The following is a 20,930-nucleotide window of genomic DNA, read 5'->3' on the forward strand; positions in this document are numbered from 1 at the left end:
AGGTTCTGCTCGGCGCGCTCGCCGTCATCGTCGTCGGCAGCCGCTGACCCGCACCTTCCCGCACACGACAGAGGGAGACGCACCATGACCAGTCCTCACCCGACCCCACCACCGTGCAGCACGCGGCCCGGCAACCCCGTACCGCCCGCCGTGACATTCGAACCTCCCCGGCCACATGCCCGGGCGCTCCTCAGCGATGCCGACTTCAACGCCGTGCTGGCAACGGTCCTCGACAACAACCCGGGAATGGACATCACGACGGCGAGCCGGATCGTCGTCGAGGCACTGAAGTTCACGGCCGCCGCCGCCCGGTTCCCCACGGTGCGCATCGCCCCGTCGCGCGAGGTCGACGAGGGCTGGCACGCGCTCATCCTCCACACCCGCCTGTACGCCTCGCTGTGCCGCCGGCTCGGCCGGTTCGTCCACCATTTCCCCGAGCGGCCCGACCCGTCCCGCTTCGACGCCGACGTCCTGACGCACACCGTCGCGCTCATCGAACAGGCGGGGTACGTGGCCGACACCGAGCTGTGGACGGGCCCCGGCCGGTCCTTGGTCACCGTGGCGGCGAACTGCAACCACACCCCCGTGCCCGGCGGCTGCGGACCGATCAACCCCGGCGCATGCGCCACGCACGGTGGGGGCGGGGACGGAGAATAGGCTGCCTCGGCAACGGCGAGGGAAGGGTGAGACACATGGACGCGGACGAGGCCCGACAGCTGGACATGACACTGCGGCAGCTGCGGATCCCCGGGGTCGTGGCGCCGGAGGATCCGGAAGACCCGCAGGGTGCCTGGCGGGTCTATGACGAGGCCGACCCCGACACGCGACGGGACATCACCGCCGACGTGCTCGTGGCCGTTGCCGCCGCGCGGCGCCGACAGGGCCCCACCCGCGGGTTCATCGTCCCCCGGGCGGGCTAGAACCTCCCCCTTGCTCCGGCCGGCGCCCGTGTCCGCCGGAGCTTCGATCAGGCCCGCTCCGGCGCACGCAGCAGGGCGTCCAGGTGGGTCAGGGCCTCGTCGCAGGCTGCGGCCGCGGTCAGGTCGTCGGGGGCGGCGGCGCAGGACTGGAAGCGTTCCACGAGCAGCAGGCCCGTCGTTTCGATCTCCTCGGTCATCCCGTGACTCCCTCTCAGACCGCGTTGCAGGCGCGGAAGACGTGGACCAGCGCGGGCAGGCTGGCCCGGTGCTGGAAGGCGATGTACTCCGGCAGCACCAGGGAGGGCGCCCACTTCTGCTTGTACTCCAGCTGCGTGCGCGCCGGGTAGATGTGCGCGCCGTGCTCCCACAGGTGCTCCATGAACCAGTGGAACCCGAGGCTGTGGCCCGGGAACTGCGGGGCCGTCAGGGAGGTGAAGGGCGTGAAGCCGAAGTGCAGCCAGCGGGTGCCCTCGGCGGTGAACACGTCGATCGCCGCCTTGTTGAGGGCCTCCATCACCCCGGGCGGGGAGTCGGGCTGCCGGCGGCTCAGGTCGTGCATCCAGCCCGGCTGGGGGCCGTACACCGGGGCGTAGGAGACGTAGCCGATCAGTTCGCCGTCGCGGACGGCGGCGAAGAGGCGGCGCAGGTGCTGGTAGCGGCCACCGGTCTGGCCGACGAGGAACTCCAACGGTTTGACGCCCTCGCCCTTGGTGGAGAGCCAGGCGGTGTCGAGGGCCGCGATCCGGTCGGCGTAGTCCTCGTAGGAGACCTCCTTGATCTCCAGGCCGCTGCGCAGCGCCCGGGAGATCTTGTTGCGCAGCTGCATGAACTTCGTGCCGGCCAGGGTGAAGGTCTCCAGGTCGACGGCGTACGAGGCGCCCATCTGGTTCACCGTGAAGCCCTGGTCGACGTAGACGTCGGCGTCCGCCCCCTGGAGCTGTACGGAGACGATCTCGCGCCCCTGCTCCGCGGCGAAGGCGGTGAACCCCGCCAGCAGCCGGGCCCGGGGGCCGTCCGGTCCGGTGGGTGCGAAGGGGGCGAAGGGGCCGCCGAACTGGACCAGGTAGCGGCCCACCGGACGGTAGACGATCACCCCGGGCACGTCCGGCAGCCGGAAGTGGCTGTTCCCGTCACTGAAGGCGAAATAGGCGCTCGGATTTCCCGCGTCCGCGTACCGCCGAATGGCGTCGAGCGCGACATCCGTCTCCAGAATTGCTTCGGTCATTTCAGATCCATTCTCCCGCCGACACGTCCCCACGGCACTTCACCACTTATGGCACGGGCGCCACCGCGCCACAAGCCCACCTCGCCCTCCGGTCAGCGGCCCGTCAGGGGAAAGTCAGGTGAAAACGCAGGTCAGATGAGTGTCAGGCCTCAGTCAGACACTCAGTGAAACGATGCTTTCCGAATATTGGCTTTCGGATCGAAGGGATCACAGGAATAGCTTTCCCCGATCCGCAAGAGAATTCCCAGAGAGCCCGAGGTGAGCACGGCGATGCGTTCCCTGACGACAGCGCGCGGGATCTGCGAGCAATTCCACGCAGGTCTTCTCGACGCACTCGAAGACCTGCCGCTCAGCACCCGGGAGGGCGAGGACAGCCCGGTCCTGGAGCTGTACCGCAAGCACGGCGGCCCCGGGCTGCTGGTGCCGGCCGCGTACGGCGGCGCGGCGGCCGGCCCGCTGGAGGCGGTCCGGGTGCAGCGGGCGCTCGCCGCCGCCTCGCCCTCCCTGGGCGTGGCCACGGTGATGCACCACTTCACCGTCGCGATGCTGTTCCGGCTGGCGGAGGCCACCGGCCGGCTCACCCCGGCCCAGCTGAAGCTGTTGTCGGCGGTGGCCCCGGACGGGCTGCTGCTGGCCTCCGGCTGGGCGGAGGGGCGTACCGACCAGAACATCCTGGCCCCGTCGGTCGTCGCCGAGCGGCTCCCCGGGGGTGGCTACCGGGTCAACGGCTCCAAGAAGCCGTGCAGCCTGTCCGGTTCGATGGACGTGCTGACGGCGAGCGTCCAGGTGACGCACGACGACGGACGGTCCGGGCTGGCCCTGATGCTGATCCCGGCCTCCTCTCCCGGCATCGGGACCCGGCCCTTCTGGGCCACCCCGGTGCTCGCCGCCTCGCAGAGCCACGAGGTGCGGCTGACCGACGTGGTGGTCCCCGAGGACCTGGTCATCCACAGCACCCCCGAGGACGCCGACCGGCTCGACGACCTCCAGACGGCCGGGTTCACCTGGTTCGAGCTGCTGGCCACCTCCTCCTACGTGGGTGCCGCGTCCGCGCTGGTCGCCCAGGTGCTGGCCGGGAAGCGCGGGACGCCCGCGGAGCGCGCGCAGCTGGCCGTACGGCTGGACGCGGCGGTCTCCCTGGTGGAGGGCGCGGCCCGCTCCCTGGAGGACGGCACCGAGGGCGACGAGGCGGTGGCCGCGGTGCTCACCGCGCGCTACGCGACGCAGGACCTGCTCGCCCAGACCGTCGACCAGGCGGTGGAGATGCTCGGCGGGATGGCCTACATCCGCTCCGGCGACGTGGCCTACCTCGCCTCCGCCGTCCGCGCCCTGGCCTTCCACCCGCCGTCGCGCGCGAGCGTCGCCGCGGAACTGGCCGAGTACTTCGCCGGCGGCCCGCTGCGGCTGTCCTGACCCGCGCCACCGGTACGCACCGCCGCCCTGTCGGAAGGACACCCCTGATGGACATCAAGAACCCGGTCGAGTCACCGGTCACCTTCAACCTGCACCGAGCCGAGTACCTGGTCGCCTTCGCCGTGACGATCGGGTTCATCCTGTGGCACTTCACGGACATCAACTGGTTCGCGGCGATCGGCCTGTTCCTCTACATCGACCTCCTCGGCTACATCCCGGGCGCCATCGCCTACCGGCGCAGCGCCGACGGCCGGATCCCCAAGGCCTACTACGTCCTCTACAACACGATGCACAGCCTGCTCAGCGTGGCCGCCGTCGGCCTCCTGTGGATGTGGCTGATCGGCCCCGAATGGGCGCTGCTGGCCCTGCCGTTCCACGTCTTCGGCGACCGGGGCGTCTTCGGCAACTTCCTCAAGCCCTTCGGCCTGCCCTTCGAGCCCGAGACCACCCCGCTGGTCGACCAGGTGACGGCCATGCTCAAGCGGCGCGGCGCCACCGACGGCCCGGTCCCGCTGCCCTACGAGGAGCACCCGGCGACCCGTGCCGCCACCGGCGCCGCCCCGGCCGTCGGGGTGACCCGGTGAGCCGCTACCCGACCTGGCTCACCGACCGGTCCGCCACCGCCCCCGCCGAGGGGTACGAGGACCCCGAGGCGGCCCGCCTCGCGCTGCGCCGGCTCGCCTCCGGCGTGACCGTGCTGACGGTCAGCCGCGACGGCGTCCGGCACGGGACCACCGCCAGCGCCGTGGTCACCCTCTCCCGGGACCCGCTGGTGCTGGGCGCCTGCCTGCGGCCCACCTCCACCTTCGCCGGCATGGTCCGCCGGGCGGGCAGGTTCTCGGTGAACGTGCTCGGCTCGGCGCAGGACGACGTGGCCCGCCGCTTCGCCAACCCCGGACGCCCCCTCGGCGACGCCCAGTTCGAGGGCTTCGACTGGACCACCGACCCGCTCACCGGCGCCCCGCTGCTGGGCGGCAGCCTCGCCCACATGGCCTGCCGGGTCCTGGGCTGGCACCAGGTCGGCGACCACGACATGCTCCTCGCCGAGGTCACGGGCGGCAGCCACACCGTCGACTCCCCGATGCTCAGCTTCGCCGGCCGGATGCACAGCGCGTGCGTCACCCCGGCCGCCTCCGTGTCCGTACCCGCTTCCCCCAGTGAGGTTGTGTCATGACCAGCGTTCCGCAGATCCCCGTCGAGGCCGACTGGGACCGCGCGCCCAACCTGCTCGACGGGGCCCAGGAGATGACCCTGACCGCCGAGGAGTGCGACCTGGGGTACTGGCTGTCGGCCGTCGCCCAGGGCACCCTGCGCGGGCGGGCCGAGGCCGGCCACGACGCCGAGACCCCCGCCCACATGCGCGAGGACGGGCCGCTGCGCCAGGCCCTCGTGCTGGAGCTGGGCAACCGCTCGCTGGCGGAGACCCGCGCGGTCGAGGTGCTCTCGCACTACGTGATCGGCGCGCCCGGCGTCGTCGAGCAGGAGTTCTTCACCACCCAGGTGATCGACGAGGCCCGGCACGCGATGATCTTCCGCAAGCACCTCACCGACCTCGGGGTGCCGCAGGCCGGGCTGCTGGACTTCATCAAGGAGCAGGGCGCCGACTACACGAAGCGGGTACTGAACCCGATCGCCGAGTTCGCCACCTCCGTGGTGCGCGACGAGGGCGACTTCATCGGCGCCGTCGCGGTGTTCACCATCGTCATCGAGGGCGTCCTGGCCCCCGCCGCCGAGCTGAGCGAACGCAAGTGGACCCTGCTGGACCCGGCCGCCGCCGAGATCGCGCGCGGGGCGTCCATCGACGAGATCCGCCACCTCACCGTCGGCAGCTCCATCGTCCGCGAGCACCTGGCCCGCAACCCCTCCTACCGGCCGCGGCTGATCGAGCTGATCCGGCGCGGCCGGCGGCTGTGGGACGAGCTGCCGTCGGAGGAGTTCGTGCTGGAGCGCGAGGAGCTCTTCCAGCAGGGCATGTTCGCGCACGCCGAACTCCTGGACGGCTACGAGGTGTTCCCCGGCTGCAGGCTGCTGGAGACCACCCCGAAGCAGCGCTACGACCTCGCCGAGCAGTGGACCGACGACATGGCCGAGGTACGGCTGCCGTACATGGGCATCCCCGAGGCCGTCGACATCATCCGCAACCACCCGAGGTGACCCGGTGACCTCGACGATCCCCGCGAGAGGCACCCGCGAGTCCGCCCCGCCCGCGCTGCGCCGGACCCTGACCACCCCCCGGATCGTGTTCCTGGTGGTCGCCGCGGCGGCCCCGATGTCCGGAGTGGTGGGCTCGGTGCCCCTCGCCTACGCCATCGGCAACGGGGCGGGGGTGCCCGCCACCTTCGCCCTGGCCGGGCTGATCCTGCTGTGCTTCTCCGTCGGCTACGCGGCGATGAGCCGGCACGTGGTGGGTGCGGGCGGCTTCTACACGTACATCGGTCAGGGTCTGGGCCGGCCGCTCGCCGTCGCCGGCGGGCTGACGGCCGTCGTCGCCTACACGGCGGCGGTCGCGGGCGTCGCCGGGGCCTTCGGGTACTTCGCCGAACTGGTCTCCACCGCCCACCACCTGCCTGTTCCCTGGCCGGTGTGGACGGGCGCGGCCCTCGCGCTGACGGCGGTCATGGGCTACCGGCGGATCGACCTGAGCGCCCGGCTGCTGGCGGTGCTGATGGTCGCCGAGGTGGCCGTGCTGGGGCTGCTCGCGCTGGCCATCGGGGTGCGCCACGGGGCGGACACCCTGCCCGCGGCCTCCTTCCGTCCGGACACCGTGTTCTCCCCGGGCCTCGGGGTGGCGCTGATGTTCGCCCTGATCTCCTACGTGGGCTTCGAGGCGGCGGCGCTCTACGGCGAGGAGAGCCGCGACCCCAGGCGCAGCGTTCCCGTGGCCACCTACACCTCCGTCGTCCTGATCACCGTCTTCTTCGCGGTGATCAGCTGGGCGGCGGTCGGGGCGGTCGGCGCCGACCGGGTCACGGACCGGGCCGGGAGGGAACTGGGCGACCTGTTCTTCCACCTCTCCGACGACTACCTCGGCACCTTCGCCACGAGCGTGATGCAGGTGCTGCTCTGCACCAGCCTGTTCGGGGCCCTGCTCGGGCTGCACACCGCCGCGAACCGCTACCTGTTCGTCCTGGGCCGCGAGCGGGTCCTGCCGGCCTCCCTCGCCCGGATCCACCCGCGGCACGCCTCCCCGTACCGGGCGAGCGTGGTGCTGTCGGTGGCCACGGCCGTCGTCTGCGCCCTGTTCGCGCTCGCGGGGGCGCACCCGTACACGAACCTCGCCACCACCATGCTGGCGCTCGGCACGGTCGGGATCGTCGGCCTGCAGGCCGCCGTGGCCGTGGCGGTACTGGTCTTCTTCCGCCGGCACCCCGACGCCCACTGGTGGCGCACCCGGCTGGCCCCGGCCCTGGCCCTCGTCGGCCTGGTGGGCGCCCTGGTGCTGCTGCTGGACAACTTCCCCCTGGTCACCGGCACCACCTCCGCCTGGGTCAACCGGATCCCCTGGCTGATGGTCGGTGCCGCGCTCGGCGGGCTGGGCTACGCCGGATGGCTGCGGGCCCGGTGTCCGCAGCGGTACCGCGACCTGGCCACCGCCGCGCACGACACCGCCGACATCCCCTGAACCGAGGAGCCGTCATGCACGACCCGCACCGCCTGCTCCAGGACGAGGCCCACACCGCCCTGGCACGACGCGGACACCCGCTGGACCGGGCCGCCCTGAGCGACCTGACGGAACGGCGCGCCCGGCTCATCGCCGAACGGGACAAGCTGCGGGCCGAGCAGAACCGCTCCGCGCGCAGCGGCGTCCGCCCCGACGAGGCCGCCCGGGCCCGGATCCAGGAGGCCAAGGAACGCCTGCGGGCGGTGTCGGAGGAACTCCGGGAGGCGGAGGAGGGGCTCGGCTCGCTGCTGCTGGCCGTGCCCAACCTGCCGCACGCGGACGTCCCCGACGGGACCGAGCAGGATCCGCCGGTGGTGCGCCGGGTCTGGGGCGAGGTGCCGGGCTTCGAGTTCACCCCGCGCGACCACGTGGACATCGGCACCCGCCTCGGGATCCTGGACCAGGTGCGGGCGGCGCGGCTGTCGGGCTCGCGCTTCGCGGTGACCCGGGGCGCGGGGGCCCGGCTGGAGCGGGCGCTGGCGGCGTTCCTGCTGGACCTGCACACCACCGAGCACGGGTACACCGAGCACGGGGTGCCGCACCTGGTGACCCGGGAGACGATGACCGGCACCGGGCAGCTCCCGAAGTTCGAGGACGACCTGTTCCTGACGACCGCCGCCGACCGGGACCTGCTGCTGATCCCGACGGCGGAGGTGCCGCTGGTCAACCTGTACCGCGGGGAGACCCTCCAGGAGGGCGAACTGCCCCTGGCGCTGACCGCGTTCACGCCCTGCTACCGGGCGGAGGCCGGCTCGTACGGGCGCGACACCCGGGGGCTGGTGCGGCTGCACCAGTTCGAGAAGGTCGAGCTGGTGCGGATCTGCCGGCCCGAGCGGGCCGCCGGGGAGCTGGAGCTGCTGACCGGGCACGCGGAGACGGCGCTGCAGCGGTTGGGGCTGGCCCACCGGGTGGTGGAACTGCGGGCCGGGGACCTCGGGTTCGCCGCCCGGCGCACCTACGACATCGAGGTGTGGCTGCCGGGCCAGGGCACCTACCGGGAGATCTCCTCGTGCTCCGACTGCGGGGACTTCCAGGGGCGCCGGGCCGGCATCAAGGTCCGCGACCGGGACGGCCGCAAGGAGTTCGCCGCGACCCTCAACGGTTCGGCGCTGCCGGTCGGCCGTACCCTCGTCGCGATCCTGGAGCAGTACCAGCGCGCGGACGGCTCGGTGACCGTGCCGCCCGCGCTGGTCCCGTACACGGGCTTCTCGGCGATCGCCCCGGACGGCACCCCGGTGGTCAGTCCGTCGTGAGCCCGGCCCGCGCCAGGGCCCGCGCCCGCGCCCGTTCCCGTACGAGGTCACGGGCGCGGTCCGGCCACGGCAGGACCGTGACCGGCGGGAGCTCGCGCGAGACGAAGGCCGTCATGGCCCACGGGGAGTCCTGCAGGGTGGGCTGGAGCGCGGTGTGCCCGTGCCAGGGCAGGGCGCCGTGGCCGGTGATCCCGCGCAGGGTGACGGCCCCGTCCGGGCCGAAGTCCAGGTCGACCTCCCGGGCGCCGTCGGTCAGGCCCCGGCCGGTGGCCTTCACGGCGGCCTCCAGCAGGGTCCAGGCGTGGAAGAAGGTCTCGGGGGCCACGCCCGCCGGGACCCCCGGGTAGACGAAGGTGAGCACGTCGAGGCTGGTGGTGGACGGGCGGACCAGCTCCACGTCCACCCCGATCGGCCCGGTCTCGGTGGCGCCGAGCAGCAGCAGCCCGTCGGAACGGGACCAGCTGACGTGGGTGCCGGGCTGGTCGGGCAGGTAGGGCTTGCCGGCCGGGTCGTAGTGGATGCGCAGGTCCCGCGCGGCGAGACCCAGGCGGTCGGCGAGCAGGCGGCGGACGGTGAGCCGGGCACGGAAGAAGCGGTGGGCGGCCCGCGCGTGGACGAACTCGGCGCCGCGCCGCAGCTCCTCCTCGGTGAGGCCCTCGGGATAGTGCGCGCTGATGTCGGTGGGGACGACCTGGTCGAGGTCGACCAGCCATGCGTCCATCATGCTCCTTTCTCGGACACAGGCCTTTCGTGGACGCGTCCCTGCGCGGGACACGGCCCCGGGGGGCGCCTACAGGCCGAACACCCGCGTGCGGGAGCGCGCGGGGTCGCCCGGCCGGACGTGCAGCAGCCCGGCGGCCGGGAACATGACGGCCGCGGCGACCGTGCGTTCGGCGCGGATGTCACCCCGGTCCGGGACGCGCACGGGCGGCCGGGACAGCAGCGCGAAGTGGTCCTCGGCACAGGCGTCGGCGGGCAGGGCGGCCAGGCCCTCGTGGGCGGCGCGCAGCCGGCGCAGCGAGGAGTTGCGGGCGAAGACGTTCAGTTCGTCGGCCGGGGCGAAGTCCGGGTGGAGGAAGTGGTTGGTGTGGGCCAGGTCCCCGGGGGCGGCCTCGGTGACGCGCAGGTCGCCGTCGAGGTGTTCGACGTACAGGACCCGTTCGGGGTCGCAGAGCATCAGGGAGCGGGAGCTGGCCAGGGGCAGGTCGGCGAGGATCTTCAGGGCGTGCGCGGTGTTCCCGGCGGTGTCCAGGAGGTGGCGGATGGCCAGGTACGGGGGCACGCCCGGCCGCCAGGTGCCGCCGAGGACCAGGTTCAGGCCGACGGCGAGGCCGTCGCTGTTGAGGCCGAGGTAGCCGAGGAGCCCGGCGAAGCTGAGGACCAGGGAGCGCCGGCCGGAGCCGGCGCGGGCGGTCTCCAGGACGCTGATGTGGGTGTCGAGGTCGCCGCTCAGGTCGACGGTCTGGGCGAGGACCGGCGGGCCGGCGGGGCCGGTGCGGGCGTAGGTGGTGCAGTCCCCGCCGGAGCGGACCTTGGAGTAGCCCATGGCCTCGCGGCGGAGCTGGAGCAGCCAGGCCTCGTCCGCGCTGATCCGGGCCCCGTCGGCGAGGCCGGCCACCTCCTCGGCGAGGTCGGGCAGGGCCGCCTCGACGACGGCCCGGTGGGCGGCGATGAGGGGCCGCAGGCCGGCCATGGCCGGGGGGCGGTCGGTGAGGTGGGCGAGGCGGGCGAGCCCGTCGTCGAGGAAGGCCCGCAGCGGCGCGGCGAGGGCCGCGCCGTGGGCGCGGCCCATCTCGTACGGGGTGCCCGCCGCCCGTATGTGGGTGATGCCGGGACGGGCGGTCCCGTCGGTCCCGCTCATGCCGGGACGGCCTTCTTCGGGCCGCGCGCGAGGAGCGCCCGGACGGCGGGCCATTCGGCGCGCAGCACGCTGTAGAAGACGGCGTCGCGGCGGCGGCCTCCGGGCATGTAGTTGAAGCTGCGCAGGACGCCCTCCTCGGTGGCGCCGATGTTGGCGAGGCCGCGGCGGGCCTGGACGTTGAGGACGTCGGTCTTGAACTCGGCGCGTTCGGCGCCGAGCACCTCGAAGGCGTGCTCCAGGAGCAGGGCCTTGGCCCAGTGGTTGACGCCCCGGCCGCGGAAGTCGCGGCCGAGCCAGGACCAGCCGACCTCCAGGCGGCGGTCGGCCTCGGCCATGTTGCCCAAGCTCATGCTGCCCGCGACGCGTCCGCTGTCCTTGTCGGTGATGGTGTAGACGAAGCGGCGGCCGGCGGCGTGGTCGGCGAGGTTGGTGTCGAAGAAGGTCTCGAAGTCGGCGTCGGTGTCGACGGCGGCGACGAAGTAGCGCCAGATGTCGGGGTCCATGGCGACGGCCCGGACGCCCTCGCGGTCGGCCTCGGTGATCGGGGTGAGACGGACCCGGTCGTTCTCCAGGACGGCGGCGGCGTGCTCGCTCCAGCTCATGGCTCAGGCTCCGGTGGTGGCGTGGTGGTGGCGGGTGAGGGCGTCGGTGACGTCGCGCAGGGTCCGCATGTCGGCGAGGTCGTGCTCGGTGAAGTGGGCGAGGTCGACGCCGGTCTCCTCGCAGACCTCCGTGAGGAAGAGGACCTTGTTGAGGGAGGTCAGCCCGTAGGCGGCGACCATGTCGGCGGCGGGGTCGATGGCGTGGGGCTCGACCTCGGGGATCAGGACGAGGGAGAGCTGTTCGCGGGCGGCCGTTTCGATCTCGGACGGGGTCTCAGGCATGGATTCCGGCCTCCTGGGTGTGCAGCGGGGAGTGGTAGGCGGCCCGTATGTCGGGACGCTTGGGCTTGTACTGGGAGGTCAGCAGGCCGTTGCCGATGCTGAACGGCGGGTCGGCGACCACGACCCGGCTGATCCGCTCGTCGGGGGTGGTGGCGGCGTTGGTCGCGGCGAGCCGGGCGGCGATGGCGCGGGCGTCCGCGGGCCGGGCGGCCGGGGAGACCACGGCGACGAGTTCGGTCTGGGTGGGGCTGAAGACCACGCACTCGGCGATCGCGGGGTCGGCCCGCATCAGTTCCTCGATGGGCCGCACGACGACCTTCTTGCCGTTGTCGAGGACGATGACGTCGTCGGCGCGGCCGTGCACGAAGAGGAAGCCGTCCTCGTCGAGGTGGCCGAGGTCGCCGGTGCGGACGGTGCCGTCGGGCGAGAAGACCTTCTCGGAGTCGCCGGGGCGGGCGTACTCGTAGTGGTTGTTGACGGGGTGGGTGCTGCGGACGCTGATGACCCCGTCCTCGCCGATCAGCACCTCCTTGCCGCGGACCGGTTTGCCGACGCTCCCCTCGCGGTGGGCGCCGGGGTGGTTCTTGGTGACGATGCAGGTCTCGTTGAGCCCGTAGCCCTCGTAGATCGGCAGTCCGGCCTCGGTGAAGAAGCGCAGGACGGCCGGCGAGGCGGGCGCGGATCCGGTCCAGAGGTAGCGGATGCGGTCGCCGAACAGGGCGCGGGCCACGTCGGGGAGGGTGCGGCCGGCGGACCGGCGCAGCCGGCCGTCGATGGTGCGGCGGGCGGACTCGTAGAAGGCGGGGACGCCCATGACCACGGTGGGGCGGACCCGGCGCAGGGTCGCGAAGGCCGCCTCGTAGGTGGTGACGGTGACGTCGTGGCCGTGCAGCAGGGCCGAGTACACCCAGTAGCGCTGCTGGAGGAGGGAGAGGGGCAGGAAGACGAAGAGGTGGTCGTCCGGGGTGTGTTCGAAGATCTCCTGGACGGCGGTGAGGGCGCTGTCGATGCTGCCGGCGGTCGCACCGAGGCCCTTGGGGACGCCGGTGCTGCCGGAGGTGAACTTGATGGTGGTGACGTCCCGGGCGCCCCAGGTGACGGGGGGCAGCGGGGCGTCGGCGGAGCCGGTGGGCTCCGTCAGCTCCCAGATCCGGTCGGTGGTGAGGGTGTCGGGGACGTCGGTGGGCTGGTCGGTGCAGAGCAGGTGCAGGCCGTAGCGGTCCATGAGGGCGGTGGACGGGGTGAACTTGCCCGGCTCCAGGCCCGCAGTCTGCGCGCCGAGGCGCAGCGCGGCCAGGTCGAGGAGCACCCATTCCAGGCTGTTGGCGGCGAGGATCCCGATGCGGTCGCCGGGACCGATGCCGTAGGTGTCCCGCAGGTGGTGGGCGAGGCGGCCGGAGCGGTCGTGGAGCTCGCGCAGGGGGATGGTCCGTGTCCCGTCCAGGCGGGCGACGGAGATGTGCCCGCCGCCCGGCGGCCGGCCGACGATCCGCCTGATCGTCTCGGGGACGGCCCCGCCTCCGGGTGCTCCGGGCGGGGGCGTGGCCCGTGCCCCGGCGGGCGTGTCCGAGGCGGTCATCGTCATCGGGTCACCCCCGGCATGAGTACGGCGGCCATCGCGCGGACGGTCTCCAGCTCCGAGAACTGGTCGAGGGTGAGGGTGACGCCGAAGCGCTTGCGGGCGGCGGTGAGGATCCGGGCGGCCGCGATGGAGTCGCCGCCGAGGGAGGCGAGGGTGTCCAGGGCGCCGACGTCGGGGCGGCGCAGGACGGTGGACCAGATGTCGCAGAGGATCTTCTCGGCCTGGGTGGCGGGGGCGCTGCCGCCGGTCGGCGGTGCGTCGGCGGGCGCCTGCGCGCCGAGTTCGGCCAGCCGGGTGCGGTCCACCTTGCCGTTGCGGGTCAGCGGCAGTTCGTCGTGCCACAGGACGGCCGCGGGGAGCATGTAGTCGGGCAGGTCGGAACGCAGTGCCCCGCGCAGGTCGTTCAGGTGCGGGCGGTGGTCGCCCGCGGGCACCAGGTGGGCGACGAGGCGGTTGCCCTGGGCGGCGACGACGGCGCGGGTGACCTCGGCGAGGGCGGCGAGGCGGGTCTCGACCTCCCCGGCCTCGATCCGATAGCCGTTGATCTTGATCTGGAAGTCGCTGCGGCCGAGGATCTGGATGTCGCCGTCGGGCAGGTACCGGCCGAGGTCGCCGGTGCGGTAGAGGCGTTCACCGCGTACGCGGTCCTCCCGGAACCGCTCGGCGGTGCGTTCCTCGTCGCGCCAGTAGCCGCGCGCCAGGCCGGTGCCGGCGGCGACGATCTCGCCGGTGACCCAGTCGGGGGCGTCGAGGCCGTGGCGGTCCAGGACGTAGGCGCGGTTGTTGGCGTTGGGGCGTCCGTAGGGGATGGACTCGCTGCCGTCCTCCTCCTCGCCGACGGGGTGCAGGATGTTCCAGATGGTGGTCTCGGTGGGGCCGCCGAGGGAGACCACCTCCAGCTCCGGCATCATCGCGCGCAACTGCGCGGGCAGGGCGGGCGGGAGCCGGTCGCCGCTCATCATGACCAGGCGCAGGGCGGGCGGTACGGCGCCGTCGGCGCGGGCCTGGCCGTGCAGCAGCCCGACGATGGCGGGGACGGAGTTCCACACGCTGACGTCGTGCAGGCGGCACAGGTCGAGCCAGTGGGCGGGGTCGACGGCCTTGTCCCGGTCGGGCATCACGAGGGCCGCCCCGGCCGCGAGGGCGCCGAAGACGTCCCAGACGGACAGGTCGAAGTTGAAGGCGCTGATGGCCATGAACCGGTCCTCGGGGGTGATCCCGAAGCGGGTCTGGCAGTCGGCGACGACGTTGGCGACGTTGCGGTGGGTCACCATGACGCCCTTGGGGGCGCCGGTGGTGCCGGAGGTGTAGAGGACGTACGCGAGGTCGTCCGGGTGGGACCCGGGGAGCCGGTCGGGGACCTCGGCGCGGCCGGAGCAGGGCTGGGTGAGGTCGAAGCAGGCGATGTCGCCGGAGTCGGGCCGGCCGGTGTTGGTCAGGACGCAGCGGACCTCGCCGTCGGCCAGCATGTAGTCCTGGCGGGCGGGGGGCAGGTCGGCGTCGACGGGCAGGTAGGCGGCGCCGGCGAGGACGGTGGCGAGGACGCCGACGATCTGCTCGGGCCCGCGCCGCATGACGAGGCCGACGAGTTCGCCGCGGCCGACTCCCTGTCCGCGCAGCCAGGTCGCGGCGGTCGCGGCCCGGTGCAGGAGTTCGCCGTAGCTCACGGTGCGGTCGGAGGTCAGGACGGCGGGGGCGGCGGGGGTGCGGGCGGCCTGGGCGACGATGGCGTCGCCGAGCATCTCGTCGGGCAGGGCGACGGCGGTGTCGTTGGCCTCGTCGCGGCGGGCCCGCTGGGCGGGCGGCAGCAGGTCGAAGTGGTGCTGCTGCCAGGCGCTCTCGTCGACGAGGGTGGCCAGGAGGGTTGCGTAGCCGTGCGCGAGGTCGTCGAGGAGGCCTTCGCAGAAGAGTTCGTCGATGCCGTCGAGCTGGACGACGAGGGCGCCGCGGCGCTCCATCGCGAAGGCGTTGAGCCACACCTGCGGGGTCTGGCTGACGGAGAAGACCTCCTCGCCGAAGAGTTCCAGGGCGGAGCCGTCGACCTCGCTGCTGACGTGTCCGATGGCGCTGTTGAAGGTGAAGGGCATCCGCGCGCCGGCCACCCCGCCGCGGCGGCGGGCCAGTTCCTTGAGGACCTCGATGCCGGAGAAGTGCCGGTGGTCGATGTCGGTGTGCAGGCGGGTCTGGAGGGCCTTGGCGCGTTCCGCGAAGGGCAGGGAGCGGTCGACCTCGGCCTCGACGAGGAGGGTGTCGGAGAACTGGCCGATGGCCTCGAAGACCCGGGGGTGCACGGGCGGCCGGTGGGCGACGGTGGTGGTGAGGGTGAACCGCTCCCCCGCGCCCCAGGTGGCCAGCGTTTCCGCGTACGCGGCGAGCAGCAGGGCGGAGGGGGTCAGGCCGGCGGCGGCGGCCCGGTCCTTGAGGGCGCTCCACTCCTCGCGGCCGAGGCCGACCGTGCGCTGGGTGAACCGGGTGCCGGTCAGGGCGGCCGGGCTGGTGCGCAGTGGCAGGTCGGGGTGGGGGGCGAGGTCGTCGCAGCGTTCCATCCAGTAGTCGCGCGAGCGCCGGGCGGGGGCGCGGTCGCGGGCGGCTTCCAGGGCGGCGACGTAGTCCTCGTAGGGGAGTTCCTCGTGGACGTCCGCGGTGGGGCTCTGGTAGGCGTGCCACCAGGCGCGGAAGAACAGGAACATGCTGATCCCGTCCATCACAAGCCCGTCGTGGCCGACGTGCAGCACCATCCTGTCGTCGTCGAGGATGGTCGCGTCGACGGTGAGCAGGGGTGCCTGGTCGGCGGGGAGCACCTGGTGGGAGCGCATCTCGCGCAGTTCGGCGCGGATCAGCTCCTGCTGGCGGGGGCTGTGGCCGCGCAGGTCGAGGACGCCGATGCGCGGGGCGTGGTCGCCGTACTCGGTGACCTGGCGTTCGTCGGAGAGGAAGCGCGAGCGCAGGGCGCTGTGCGCGGCCACGACGGTGTCGAGGGAGGCCTGGAGGCGGTCGAGGTCCCAGTCGCCCTCGATCTCGTGGAAGACGTGGCTGGCGACGTCGCCGATCTCGAAGATCCCGCTGCGGCCGAGGTAGTAGCTGCGCTGGAGCGGGGTGAGGGGGAAGCCGGGGCCGTGTTCGGCCTCGCGGGCGAGGTGGGCTACGAGCTCGGGCTTGGCGGCCTTGAGGGAGGCGATGAACTCGGGGTCCATCCGCTCGCGGCTGCCCTGGAGGCGCAGGTCGCCGTCGGTGAGGGTGACCGACAGTCCGCGCCGGGCTATCTCGCGCAGCATGTGACGGGCGTTCATCGGGCGTCCCCCGAGGTCAGGGCGGCGACGGCGGAGGGCTCGGCGCGCTCGGCGATGACGGCGGCGAGTTCCGCGAGGGTGCCGCCGTGCAGGAGTTCGTCCATGGAGAGGTCGACGTCGAGGGCGTCGAGGATCCGGTACTGGACGGTGACGGCCTGGAGGGAGCCGGCCGCGAGCTGGGTGAGGGTGCGGTGGGCGATCCGCTCGTCGTCGCCGAGGCGCAGGACGGTGCGGGCGACCCCGGTGAGCCAGGGGGTGAGCTCCGGCTCGGCGGGCGGGGCGGTCGGTGCCGGCGGGGCCGGCTGGAAGAAGACGGCGTCGGCGAGGGTGACGGCGCTGCCGGGGGTGAGGAGTTCGACGCTACGGGGCCACGTGCTCGGGGCGTCCGTGCCCAGGGCGGCGGCGAGCCGGTCGGCGAAGCGGGGCATGACGGGGGCGGCGGCGTGCGCGAGCAGCCGGGCGGCGGCCAGTTCGAGGGCGACGGCGGTGCGGTTCTCGTCCTCCCAGCCGGGGGTGTCGGTGAGGAGGCCCTCGGCGCGGGCGAAGCGGACGGTGTCGCGGACGATGCCGTCGAGTTCGGCGGCGGCCTGGTTGAGGGAGAAGGAGTCGTTCTGCAGGGCTCCGGTGACGGCGGCGAGGCGGGTGCCGAGCCGGGCGAGGAAGGCGGAGTGTTCGGCGGTCCAGTTCCCGGCGTCGGGGGCACGGCCGCCGTGGTGCTTGGCGACGCGGGCGCCGAGGTCGTTCAGCCACTGCTGCCAGGTCCCGATGAGGGTGTCGTCGAGGGTGGCCTGGTAGGCGGCGCGCCGGAAGTCGGTGCGGGTTCCCTCGGGGCGGGTGGAGGCGAGGAAGTAACGGACGGAGTCGACGGTGTCGGGGGTGAGGATCTCCTTGCCCCAGATGGCGTGGCGGCGGCTGGTGGAGAACTTCTCGCCTTCGAGCAGGTAGAACTCGTTGACGTGGTAGTCGATGTCGGGGGTCCAGCCGGGGAAGGCGAGCTGGTAGAGGACCGGGTAGAGGACGCCGTGGTAGAAGCTGTTGTCGTAGCCGAAGAAGTGGACGATCTTCCAGTCGGCGGCCGGGTCGGCCGCCTTCCAGGGCCGGCCCAGGCGGGCGCCGAGGGACTGGATGCCGTGCAGGAACCCGTAGCTCATCTCGGGCCACACCCAGATGACCTGGCCGTCGGTGCCGTCCTCGCGCGGCTCGACGCCCCAGGTGGAGGGGTGGGTGAGGGGGATGGTCAGGTCGGGGCGGCGGAAGAGCCGGTCGGCGAGTTCGCGCAGCCGGGCCGGGACCCGGCCGAGGCGGTGGTGGGCGCGGACGTCCCCGGCGTAGGCGTGCAGGGGCAGGGTCCAGCGGGCGGCCGGCGCGGTGGTGGGCGGGGCGTCGGAGCGGGCCGAGCGGGGGCCGGTCAGGTCGGCGACGGTGTTGGGCTCGCCGCACTCCTCGCAGATGTTGCCGGAGGTGGTGGAGCCGCAGCCGGGGCAGCCGCCCTTGACGTCGGCCTCGTAGAGGTAGCCGCCGGTGGTGGCGTCGTAGAGGGCGTCGGTCTCGGTGACGGCGATCTCGCCGGAGGCGACGACCTTGCCGAAGAAGTCCCGCAGGCCCTCGCGGTAGGCGGGGTCCTGGTCGGTGACCGTGTACTGGTCGAGCGGTATGTCCATCAGCCGCAGGGTTTCGGCGATCTCGGCGCTGTAGTGGGCGGCGGTCTCGGCGGGGGTGCTGCCGTCCTTGGCGGCGGCCGCGACCACGTAGCTCTGGTAGTCGTCGCTGCCGGTGAGGTGGTAGGCCTCGGCGCCGGTCATGCGCTGGTAGCGGGTGAAGGCGTCGGCGCCGAGGTAGGGGCCGGAGAGGTGGCCGAGGTGGAGGTCGCCGTTGGGGGTGGGCGGGGTGGAGAAGACGAAGACGGGGCGGTCGCCGAAGCCCTTGCGGACCGGGTCGGCGGCGGAGGTGGCGGCGCGCTGGGCGTCGCGCCAGTACTGGGTGAAGAAGACGAGATCGGCCCCGTCCCCGCCGCCGTCCTGCGGACCGGTGTTCTCCGGACTGGTGTTCCTCAAGACGTGCGACTCGAAGGGTTCGAAGAGGACGACGGTTCCGGGGGCGGCGGGGTGGCGTTCGCCGTCGATGACGAACTCGCCGCGGCCCGAGACGATGACGAACAGCTCGGTCTCGTCGTGCCGGTGGCTGTCGGTGGCGCGGCCGGGGGCGACGCGGCCCCAGCCAGCGGCTGTGCCCAGCCCCTCCACGCCGCTCATGTCGATGCCGAACGCCTGCTCCAGGACGTCGGCGTCGTAACTCGCGATGATCATGTCATGGCCTTTCGCGGAGACGGGAGGGAGGGGATCAGGGCGGCGGCGCGGGCGGCGAGCGCCGGGGCCAGCCGGTAGCCGGAGCCGCTCGCGGCGCCCGCGAACACGAGCCGGCCGTAGGGGTCGAGCGCGGTGACCAGGGGCGTGCCGCCGGGCCCGTACGCGTCGCAGAAGACCCGGCCGGAGCGGCAGTGGGAGGCCAGGTCCGGGGCGTAGCGGGTGAGCAGGGCGCGGGCCTCGCGCAGGTGGCCGGCGGTGAGGGCGGGGTCGACGGCCGCGGGGTCGACGTCCCACTCCCGGCAGGTGTAGCTGAACAGCCAGTGGCCGCGGTGGTGGAAGGGCAGCAGGAACGCGTCATCGGCGTGCAGGACGACCGCCCGGTCCCCCGGGGCGGGCGCCCGGTCGATGTGCAGGGCGACTATCTTCTTGACCCGGGCTCCGAGGGGGGCCACCAGGTCCCGCCAGGCGGGTTCGGCGAGCCAGGGCCCCGGGGCGATCACCACGTGTTCGGCGGTGAGGGTGGCGCCGCCGGTCAGGGTCAGGCGCGCGCCGCCGGGCCCGGCGGCGACGGAGGTGACGGCGACGCCCTCGCGGAAGGCGACCCGGGGGCGCAGTTCGGCGGCGAGCAGCTGGGTGAGGGCGTGCACGTCCGCGTACTGGCAGCCGTCGCCCTCCCAGGCCCCGAAGTTCTCGGGCAAAGGCCCTGCCACGGGCGGGAGTTCGGTGGTCCAGCGGAGTTTGGCCTCGGGCAGGTAGACCTCGCGCAGCCGCTCCTCGGCGCTCTCGGGGGCCAGGACGGTCATGCCGAGCGGGTGGATGGGCAGGTCCGGGCGGGCCGCGTGGAGGTCGGCGTAGAAGCGCTCGCTCTCGGCGGCGAGGGTGCGGACGGTGTCGTTCGCGCCGCGCGGGAAGTGGAGTCCGGCGGAGCGGCGGGTGGCGCCGGAACCGATCATGTCCCGGTCGAGGACGGTGACGGTGGCGGAGGGGTCGCGGGTGAGGATCTCGCGGGCGATGAGCACCCCGAGGATGCCCGCGCCCACGACGGCGATGCCGGTGCGGGCGCCGGTGGGGCCGCCGGCGTCGGGGGCGGTGCCGCGGTAGCCGGCGGGCTCGGTGACGGCGGGCTCGGTGACGGCGGGGCCGGTGAGGGGGCCCGTGGCGGGGCCGGTGGCGGGCATCAGGCGCTCCACCGTTCGTCCTGCGGGGCCTTGGAGGACCATTCGATGAAGGAGGCGAGCTGCTCGTCCGCGCGTACGCCGCACAGCCGGTCGGCGATGCGCCGGCTGCGCCAGGCGTTGAGGCTGAGGTTGGGGTCGGCGAGGCCGCGCTGGCCGCGGACCCCGTTCTGGACGAAGATCCGGCGGTCGGCGGGGCCGTCCCAGCGGACGGCGTAGTCCTCGTCGACGCGCAGTTCCTCGCCCTCGTGCTCCAGGCGGCCGGCGAGGGGGGCGAGGAAGTCCATGGCCGCGGGCCGGTACCCGGTGGCCCAGACGACGATGTCGGCCTCGAACCTCTCCACGGACTCCGGCTCGCCCGTGTGCCGGGCGCACACCTCCCAGCCGCCGAGGGGGCCGGTGGAGACGTCGAAGACCTCGCGGCCGGGGTGCAGGGCGACCAGGTCTTCGTTGCCCTCGACGAACCGGTGGACGTAGATGGTCTGGTAGATCTCGCGCAGCGTGGACTCGGAGATGCCGTCGCTCGTCAGGATGTTGCTGGAATTCAGCGACTGGCGGCGCTCGCGCGGCAGTCCGTAGAAGTAGTCCGCGTGGCTGGGCATGTAGTAGTCGTTGGTGAAGGGCGAGTCGTCGATCGGGAGGTAGTTCGGCCGCCGCGAGATCCACGAGACCCGGCGGGGCAGGTCCCAGCCGCTGCGGGAGATCAGGTCGAGGAAGGCCTCGGCGCCGGACTGGCCGCCGCCGATGACCACGACCCGCTTGCCGCCGACGTCGCGGGCGGCGCCCAGGTAGTCGGCCACGTGGAACTGCGTGGGTCCGAGCCGTCCTTCGCCCTGCGGCGGGACCCAGGGGCGGCTGCCGACGCCGACCACGACGTTCTCGGCGGTCAGCTCGCGGCGGTCGGTGCGGACGGTGAACGCGCCGAGGCCGTCGTCGAAGCCGACCTCCCGGACGCCCTCGCCGAAGACGATGTTCTCGTTGCGGCGGCTGGCCCAGGCCAGGTAGTTGCGGAACTCCAGCCTCGGCACGTCATCGAACCGGGCGTTGAGGAAGTGGTAGACCCGTCCCTTGGCGTGCAGGTACGACAGGAACGAGAACGGGTTCGCGGGATCGGCGAGGCTCACCAGGTCCTTGAACTGGGAGACCTGGAGGGTGGTGCCCGGGATCTGCTGGCCGTCGTGCCAGCTGAAGGTCTCCTTGCGGTCGAGGAAGAGATTGGGTACGTCCGGCCGGCTGTGCAGCAGGGAAGCCAGGCTCAGGTTGGCCGGACCCACGCCGATTCCCAGGCAGCGGAAGTGTGTGATGCCCGGCCGGAAGCTCTCGTGCCCCATGGTCGGAACCTCTCGTTCGATTCGGTAAG

19 protein-coding genes are annotated in these 20,930 nt (G+C 73.1%); 8 read left to right on the forward strand and 11 right to left on the reverse strand.

The genetic code is table 11. From position 1 onward, the window contains the following. Positions 1 to 150: 150 nt before the first annotated feature. Both OG295_RS40875 and OG295_RS40880 read left to right on the forward strand, forming a co-directional pair. Entirely contained in the window at positions 151 to 657 is a 507-nt protein-coding gene (locus OG295_RS40875; protein ID WP_371681552.1) for a hypothetical protein, read from the forward strand. 35 nt (positions 658 to 692) lie between these two features. Next, positions 693 to 920, forward strand: a complete 228-nt coding sequence (locus tag OG295_RS40880; RefSeq protein ID WP_331733346.1) for a hypothetical protein — start codon at positions 693 to 695, stop codon at positions 918 to 920. Between the two features lie 47 nt (positions 921 to 967). On the opposite strand, the gene OG295_RS40885 is transcribed toward OG295_RS40880, so the two are convergent. Next, positions 968 to 1,117: a hypothetical protein gene (locus OG295_RS40885; protein ID WP_331733349.1), complete on the reverse strand. Its 150-nt coding sequence runs from the start codon at positions 1,115 to 1,117 to the stop codon at positions 968 to 970. A 14-nt stretch (positions 1,118 to 1,131) separates the two neighbouring features. Continuing rightward, complete coding sequence (locus tag OG295_RS40890) at positions 1,132 to 2,145, reverse strand: DUF2156 domain-containing protein (RefSeq protein WP_331733352.1); 1,014 nt, start codon at positions 2,143 to 2,145, stop codon at positions 1,132 to 1,134. 270 nt (positions 2,146 to 2,415) lie between these two features. Here OG295_RS40890 and OG295_RS40895 point away from each other — a divergent pair, with 270 nt between their 5' ends. Genes OG295_RS40895 through serS form a run of 6 tightly spaced genes read left to right on the forward strand, consistent with a single transcriptional unit; the run spans position 2,416 to position 8,472 of the window. Beyond that, positions 2,416 to 3,558: an acyl-CoA dehydrogenase family protein gene (locus tag OG295_RS40895; protein WP_331733355.1), complete on the forward strand. Its 1,143-nt coding sequence runs from the start codon at positions 2,416 to 2,418 to the stop codon at positions 3,556 to 3,558. A 47-nt stretch (positions 3,559 to 3,605) separates the two neighbouring features. Beyond that, complete coding sequence (locus tag OG295_RS40900) at positions 3,606 to 4,142, forward strand: hypothetical protein (RefSeq protein WP_266845125.1); 537 nt, start codon at positions 3,606 to 3,608, stop codon at positions 4,140 to 4,142. Then, positions 4,139 to 4,732, forward strand: coding sequence for a flavin reductase family protein (locus tag OG295_RS40905; protein WP_331733361.1), 594 nt, complete (start codon positions 4,139 to 4,141; stop codon positions 4,730 to 4,732). Before OG295_RS40900 ends, OG295_RS40905 begins: the two co-directional genes overlap by 4 nt. Continuing rightward, positions 4,729 to 5,712: a VlmB-like protein gene (locus OG295_RS40910; RefSeq protein WP_331733365.1), complete on the forward strand. Its 984-nt coding sequence runs from the start codon at positions 4,729 to 4,731 to the stop codon at positions 5,710 to 5,712. Before OG295_RS40905 ends, OG295_RS40910 begins: the two co-directional genes overlap by 4 nt. 4 nt (positions 5,713 to 5,716) lie before the next feature. Further along, on the forward strand, positions 5,717 to 7,180 hold the full coding sequence (locus OG295_RS40915) for an APC family permease (RefSeq protein ID WP_331733368.1): 1,464 nt from the start codon (positions 5,717 to 5,719) through the stop codon (positions 7,178 to 7,180). Between the two features lie 14 nt (positions 7,181 to 7,194). Continuing rightward, a complete protein-coding gene (gene serS, locus OG295_RS40920) occupies positions 7,195 to 8,472 on the forward strand; it encodes a serine--tRNA ligase (protein ID WP_331733372.1) in 1,278 nt (425 codons plus the stop codon). Here serS and OG295_RS40925 read toward each other — a convergent pair. The 9 genes from OG295_RS40925 to OG295_RS40965 all read right to left on the reverse strand — a co-directional run bounded on the left by OG295_RS40925 (position 8,459) and on the right by OG295_RS40965 (position 20,901). After that, on the reverse strand, positions 8,459 to 9,196 hold the full coding sequence (locus OG295_RS40925; protein WP_331733375.1) for a 4'-phosphopantetheinyl transferase superfamily protein: 738 nt from the start codon (positions 9,194 to 9,196) through the stop codon (positions 8,459 to 8,461). The two genes, serS and OG295_RS40925, sit on opposite strands and share 14 nt — an antisense overlap. A gap of 66 nt (positions 9,197 to 9,262) precedes the next feature. Further along, entirely contained in the window at positions 9,263 to 10,333 is a 1,071-nt protein-coding gene (locus OG295_RS40930; RefSeq protein WP_331733379.1) for a C45 family peptidase, read from the reverse strand. Continuing rightward, complete coding sequence (locus OG295_RS40935) at positions 10,330 to 10,935, reverse strand: GNAT family N-acetyltransferase (RefSeq protein ID WP_331733382.1); 606 nt, start codon at positions 10,933 to 10,935, stop codon at positions 10,330 to 10,332. The genes OG295_RS40930 and OG295_RS40935 overlap by 4 nt, the downstream gene beginning before the upstream one ends. Before the next feature lie 3 nt (positions 10,936 to 10,938). Continuing rightward, the gene (locus OG295_RS40940) at positions 10,939 to 11,217 is read right to left on the reverse strand and encodes an acyl carrier protein (RefSeq protein ID WP_331733385.1); all 279 of its coding nucleotides are present in this window, start codon (positions 11,215 to 11,217) and stop codon (positions 10,939 to 10,941) included. Further along, on the reverse strand, positions 11,210 to 12,802 hold the full coding sequence (locus tag OG295_RS40945) for an AMP-binding protein (RefSeq protein ID WP_331733387.1): 1,593 nt from the start codon (positions 12,800 to 12,802) through the stop codon (positions 11,210 to 11,212). Before OG295_RS40945 ends, OG295_RS40940 begins: the two co-directional genes overlap by 8 nt. After that, positions 12,799 to 16,089: an amino acid adenylation domain-containing protein gene (locus OG295_RS40950; protein ID WP_331733390.1), complete on the reverse strand. Its 3,291-nt coding sequence runs from the start codon at positions 16,087 to 16,089 to the stop codon at positions 12,799 to 12,801. Before OG295_RS40950 ends, OG295_RS40945 begins: the two co-directional genes overlap by 4 nt. Beyond that, positions 16,086 to 18,395: a class I tRNA ligase family protein gene (locus OG295_RS40955; RefSeq protein WP_331733393.1), complete on the reverse strand. Its 2,310-nt coding sequence runs from the start codon at positions 18,393 to 18,395 to the stop codon at positions 16,086 to 16,088. The genes OG295_RS40950 and OG295_RS40955 overlap by 4 nt, the downstream gene beginning before the upstream one ends. Then, positions 18,392 to 19,573, reverse strand: a complete 1,182-nt coding sequence (locus OG295_RS40960; protein WP_331733396.1) for an FAD-dependent oxidoreductase — start codon at positions 19,571 to 19,573, stop codon at positions 18,392 to 18,394. The genes OG295_RS40955 and OG295_RS40960 overlap by 4 nt, the downstream gene beginning before the upstream one ends. Then, positions 19,573 to 20,901, reverse strand: coding sequence for a SidA/IucD/PvdA family monooxygenase (locus OG295_RS40965; RefSeq protein WP_266845142.1), 1,329 nt, complete (start codon positions 20,899 to 20,901; stop codon positions 19,573 to 19,575). Before OG295_RS40965 ends, OG295_RS40960 begins: the two co-directional genes overlap by 1 nt. Positions 20,902 to 20,930 lie beyond the last annotated feature (29 nt).

Source organism: Streptomyces sp. NBC_01276, from assembly GCF_041435355.1.
GTDB lineage: Bacteria > Actinomycetota > Actinomycetes > Streptomycetales > Streptomycetaceae > Streptomyces.

Coding starts and splice junctions, on each gene's coding strand:
- OG295_RS40880 (WP_331733346.1), top strand. CDS start 693: ATGGACGCGGACGAGGCCCGACAGCTGGACATGACACTGCGGCAGCTG.
- OG295_RS40910 (WP_331733365.1), top strand. CDS start 4,729: ATGACCAGCGTTCCGCAGATCCCCGTCGAGGCCGACTGGGACCGCGCG.
- OG295_RS40950 (WP_331733390.1), bottom strand. CDS start 16,089: ATGAACGCCCGTCACATGCTGCGCGAGATAGCCCGGCGCGGACTGTCG.
- OG295_RS40925 (WP_331733375.1), bottom strand. CDS start 9,196: ATGATGGACGCATGGCTGGTCGACCTCGACCAGGTCGTCCCCACCGAC.
- OG295_RS40940 (WP_331733385.1), bottom strand. CDS start 11,217: ATGCCTGAGACCCCGTCCGAGATCGAAACGGCCGCCCGCGAACAGCTC.
- OG295_RS40900 (WP_266845125.1), top strand. CDS start 3,606: ATGGACATCAAGAACCCGGTCGAGTCACCGGTCACCTTCAACCTGCAC.
- serS (WP_331733372.1), top strand. CDS start 7,195: ATGCACGACCCGCACCGCCTGCTCCAGGACGAGGCCCACACCGCCCTG.
- OG295_RS40885 (WP_331733349.1), bottom strand. CDS start 1,117: ATGACCGAGGAGATCGAAACGACGGGCCTGCTGCTCGTGGAACGCTTC.
- OG295_RS40930 (WP_331733379.1), bottom strand. CDS start 10,333: ATGAGCGGGACCGACGGGACCGCCCGTCCCGGCATCACCCACATACGG.
- OG295_RS40955 (WP_331733393.1), bottom strand. CDS start 18,395: ATGATCATCGCGAGTTACGACGCCGACGTCCTGGAGCAGGCGTTCGGC.
- OG295_RS40965 (WP_266845142.1), bottom strand. CDS start 20,901: ATGGGGCACGAGAGCTTCCGGCCGGGCATCACACACTTCCGCTGCCTG.
- OG295_RS40935 (WP_331733382.1), bottom strand. CDS start 10,935: ATGAGCTGGAGCGAGCACGCCGCCGCCGTCCTGGAGAACGACCGGGTC.
- OG295_RS40945 (WP_331733387.1), bottom strand. CDS start 12,802: ATGACGATGACCGCCTCGGACACGCCCGCCGGGGCACGGGCCACGCCC.
- OG295_RS40890 (WP_331733352.1), bottom strand. CDS start 2,145: ATGACCGAAGCAATTCTGGAGACGGATGTCGCGCTCGACGCCATTCGG.
- OG295_RS40895 (WP_331733355.1), top strand. CDS start 2,416: ATGCGTTCCCTGACGACAGCGCGCGGGATCTGCGAGCAATTCCACGCA.
- OG295_RS40960 (WP_331733396.1), bottom strand. CDS start 19,573: ATGCCCGCCACCGGCCCCGCCACGGGCCCCCTCACCGGCCCCGCCGTC.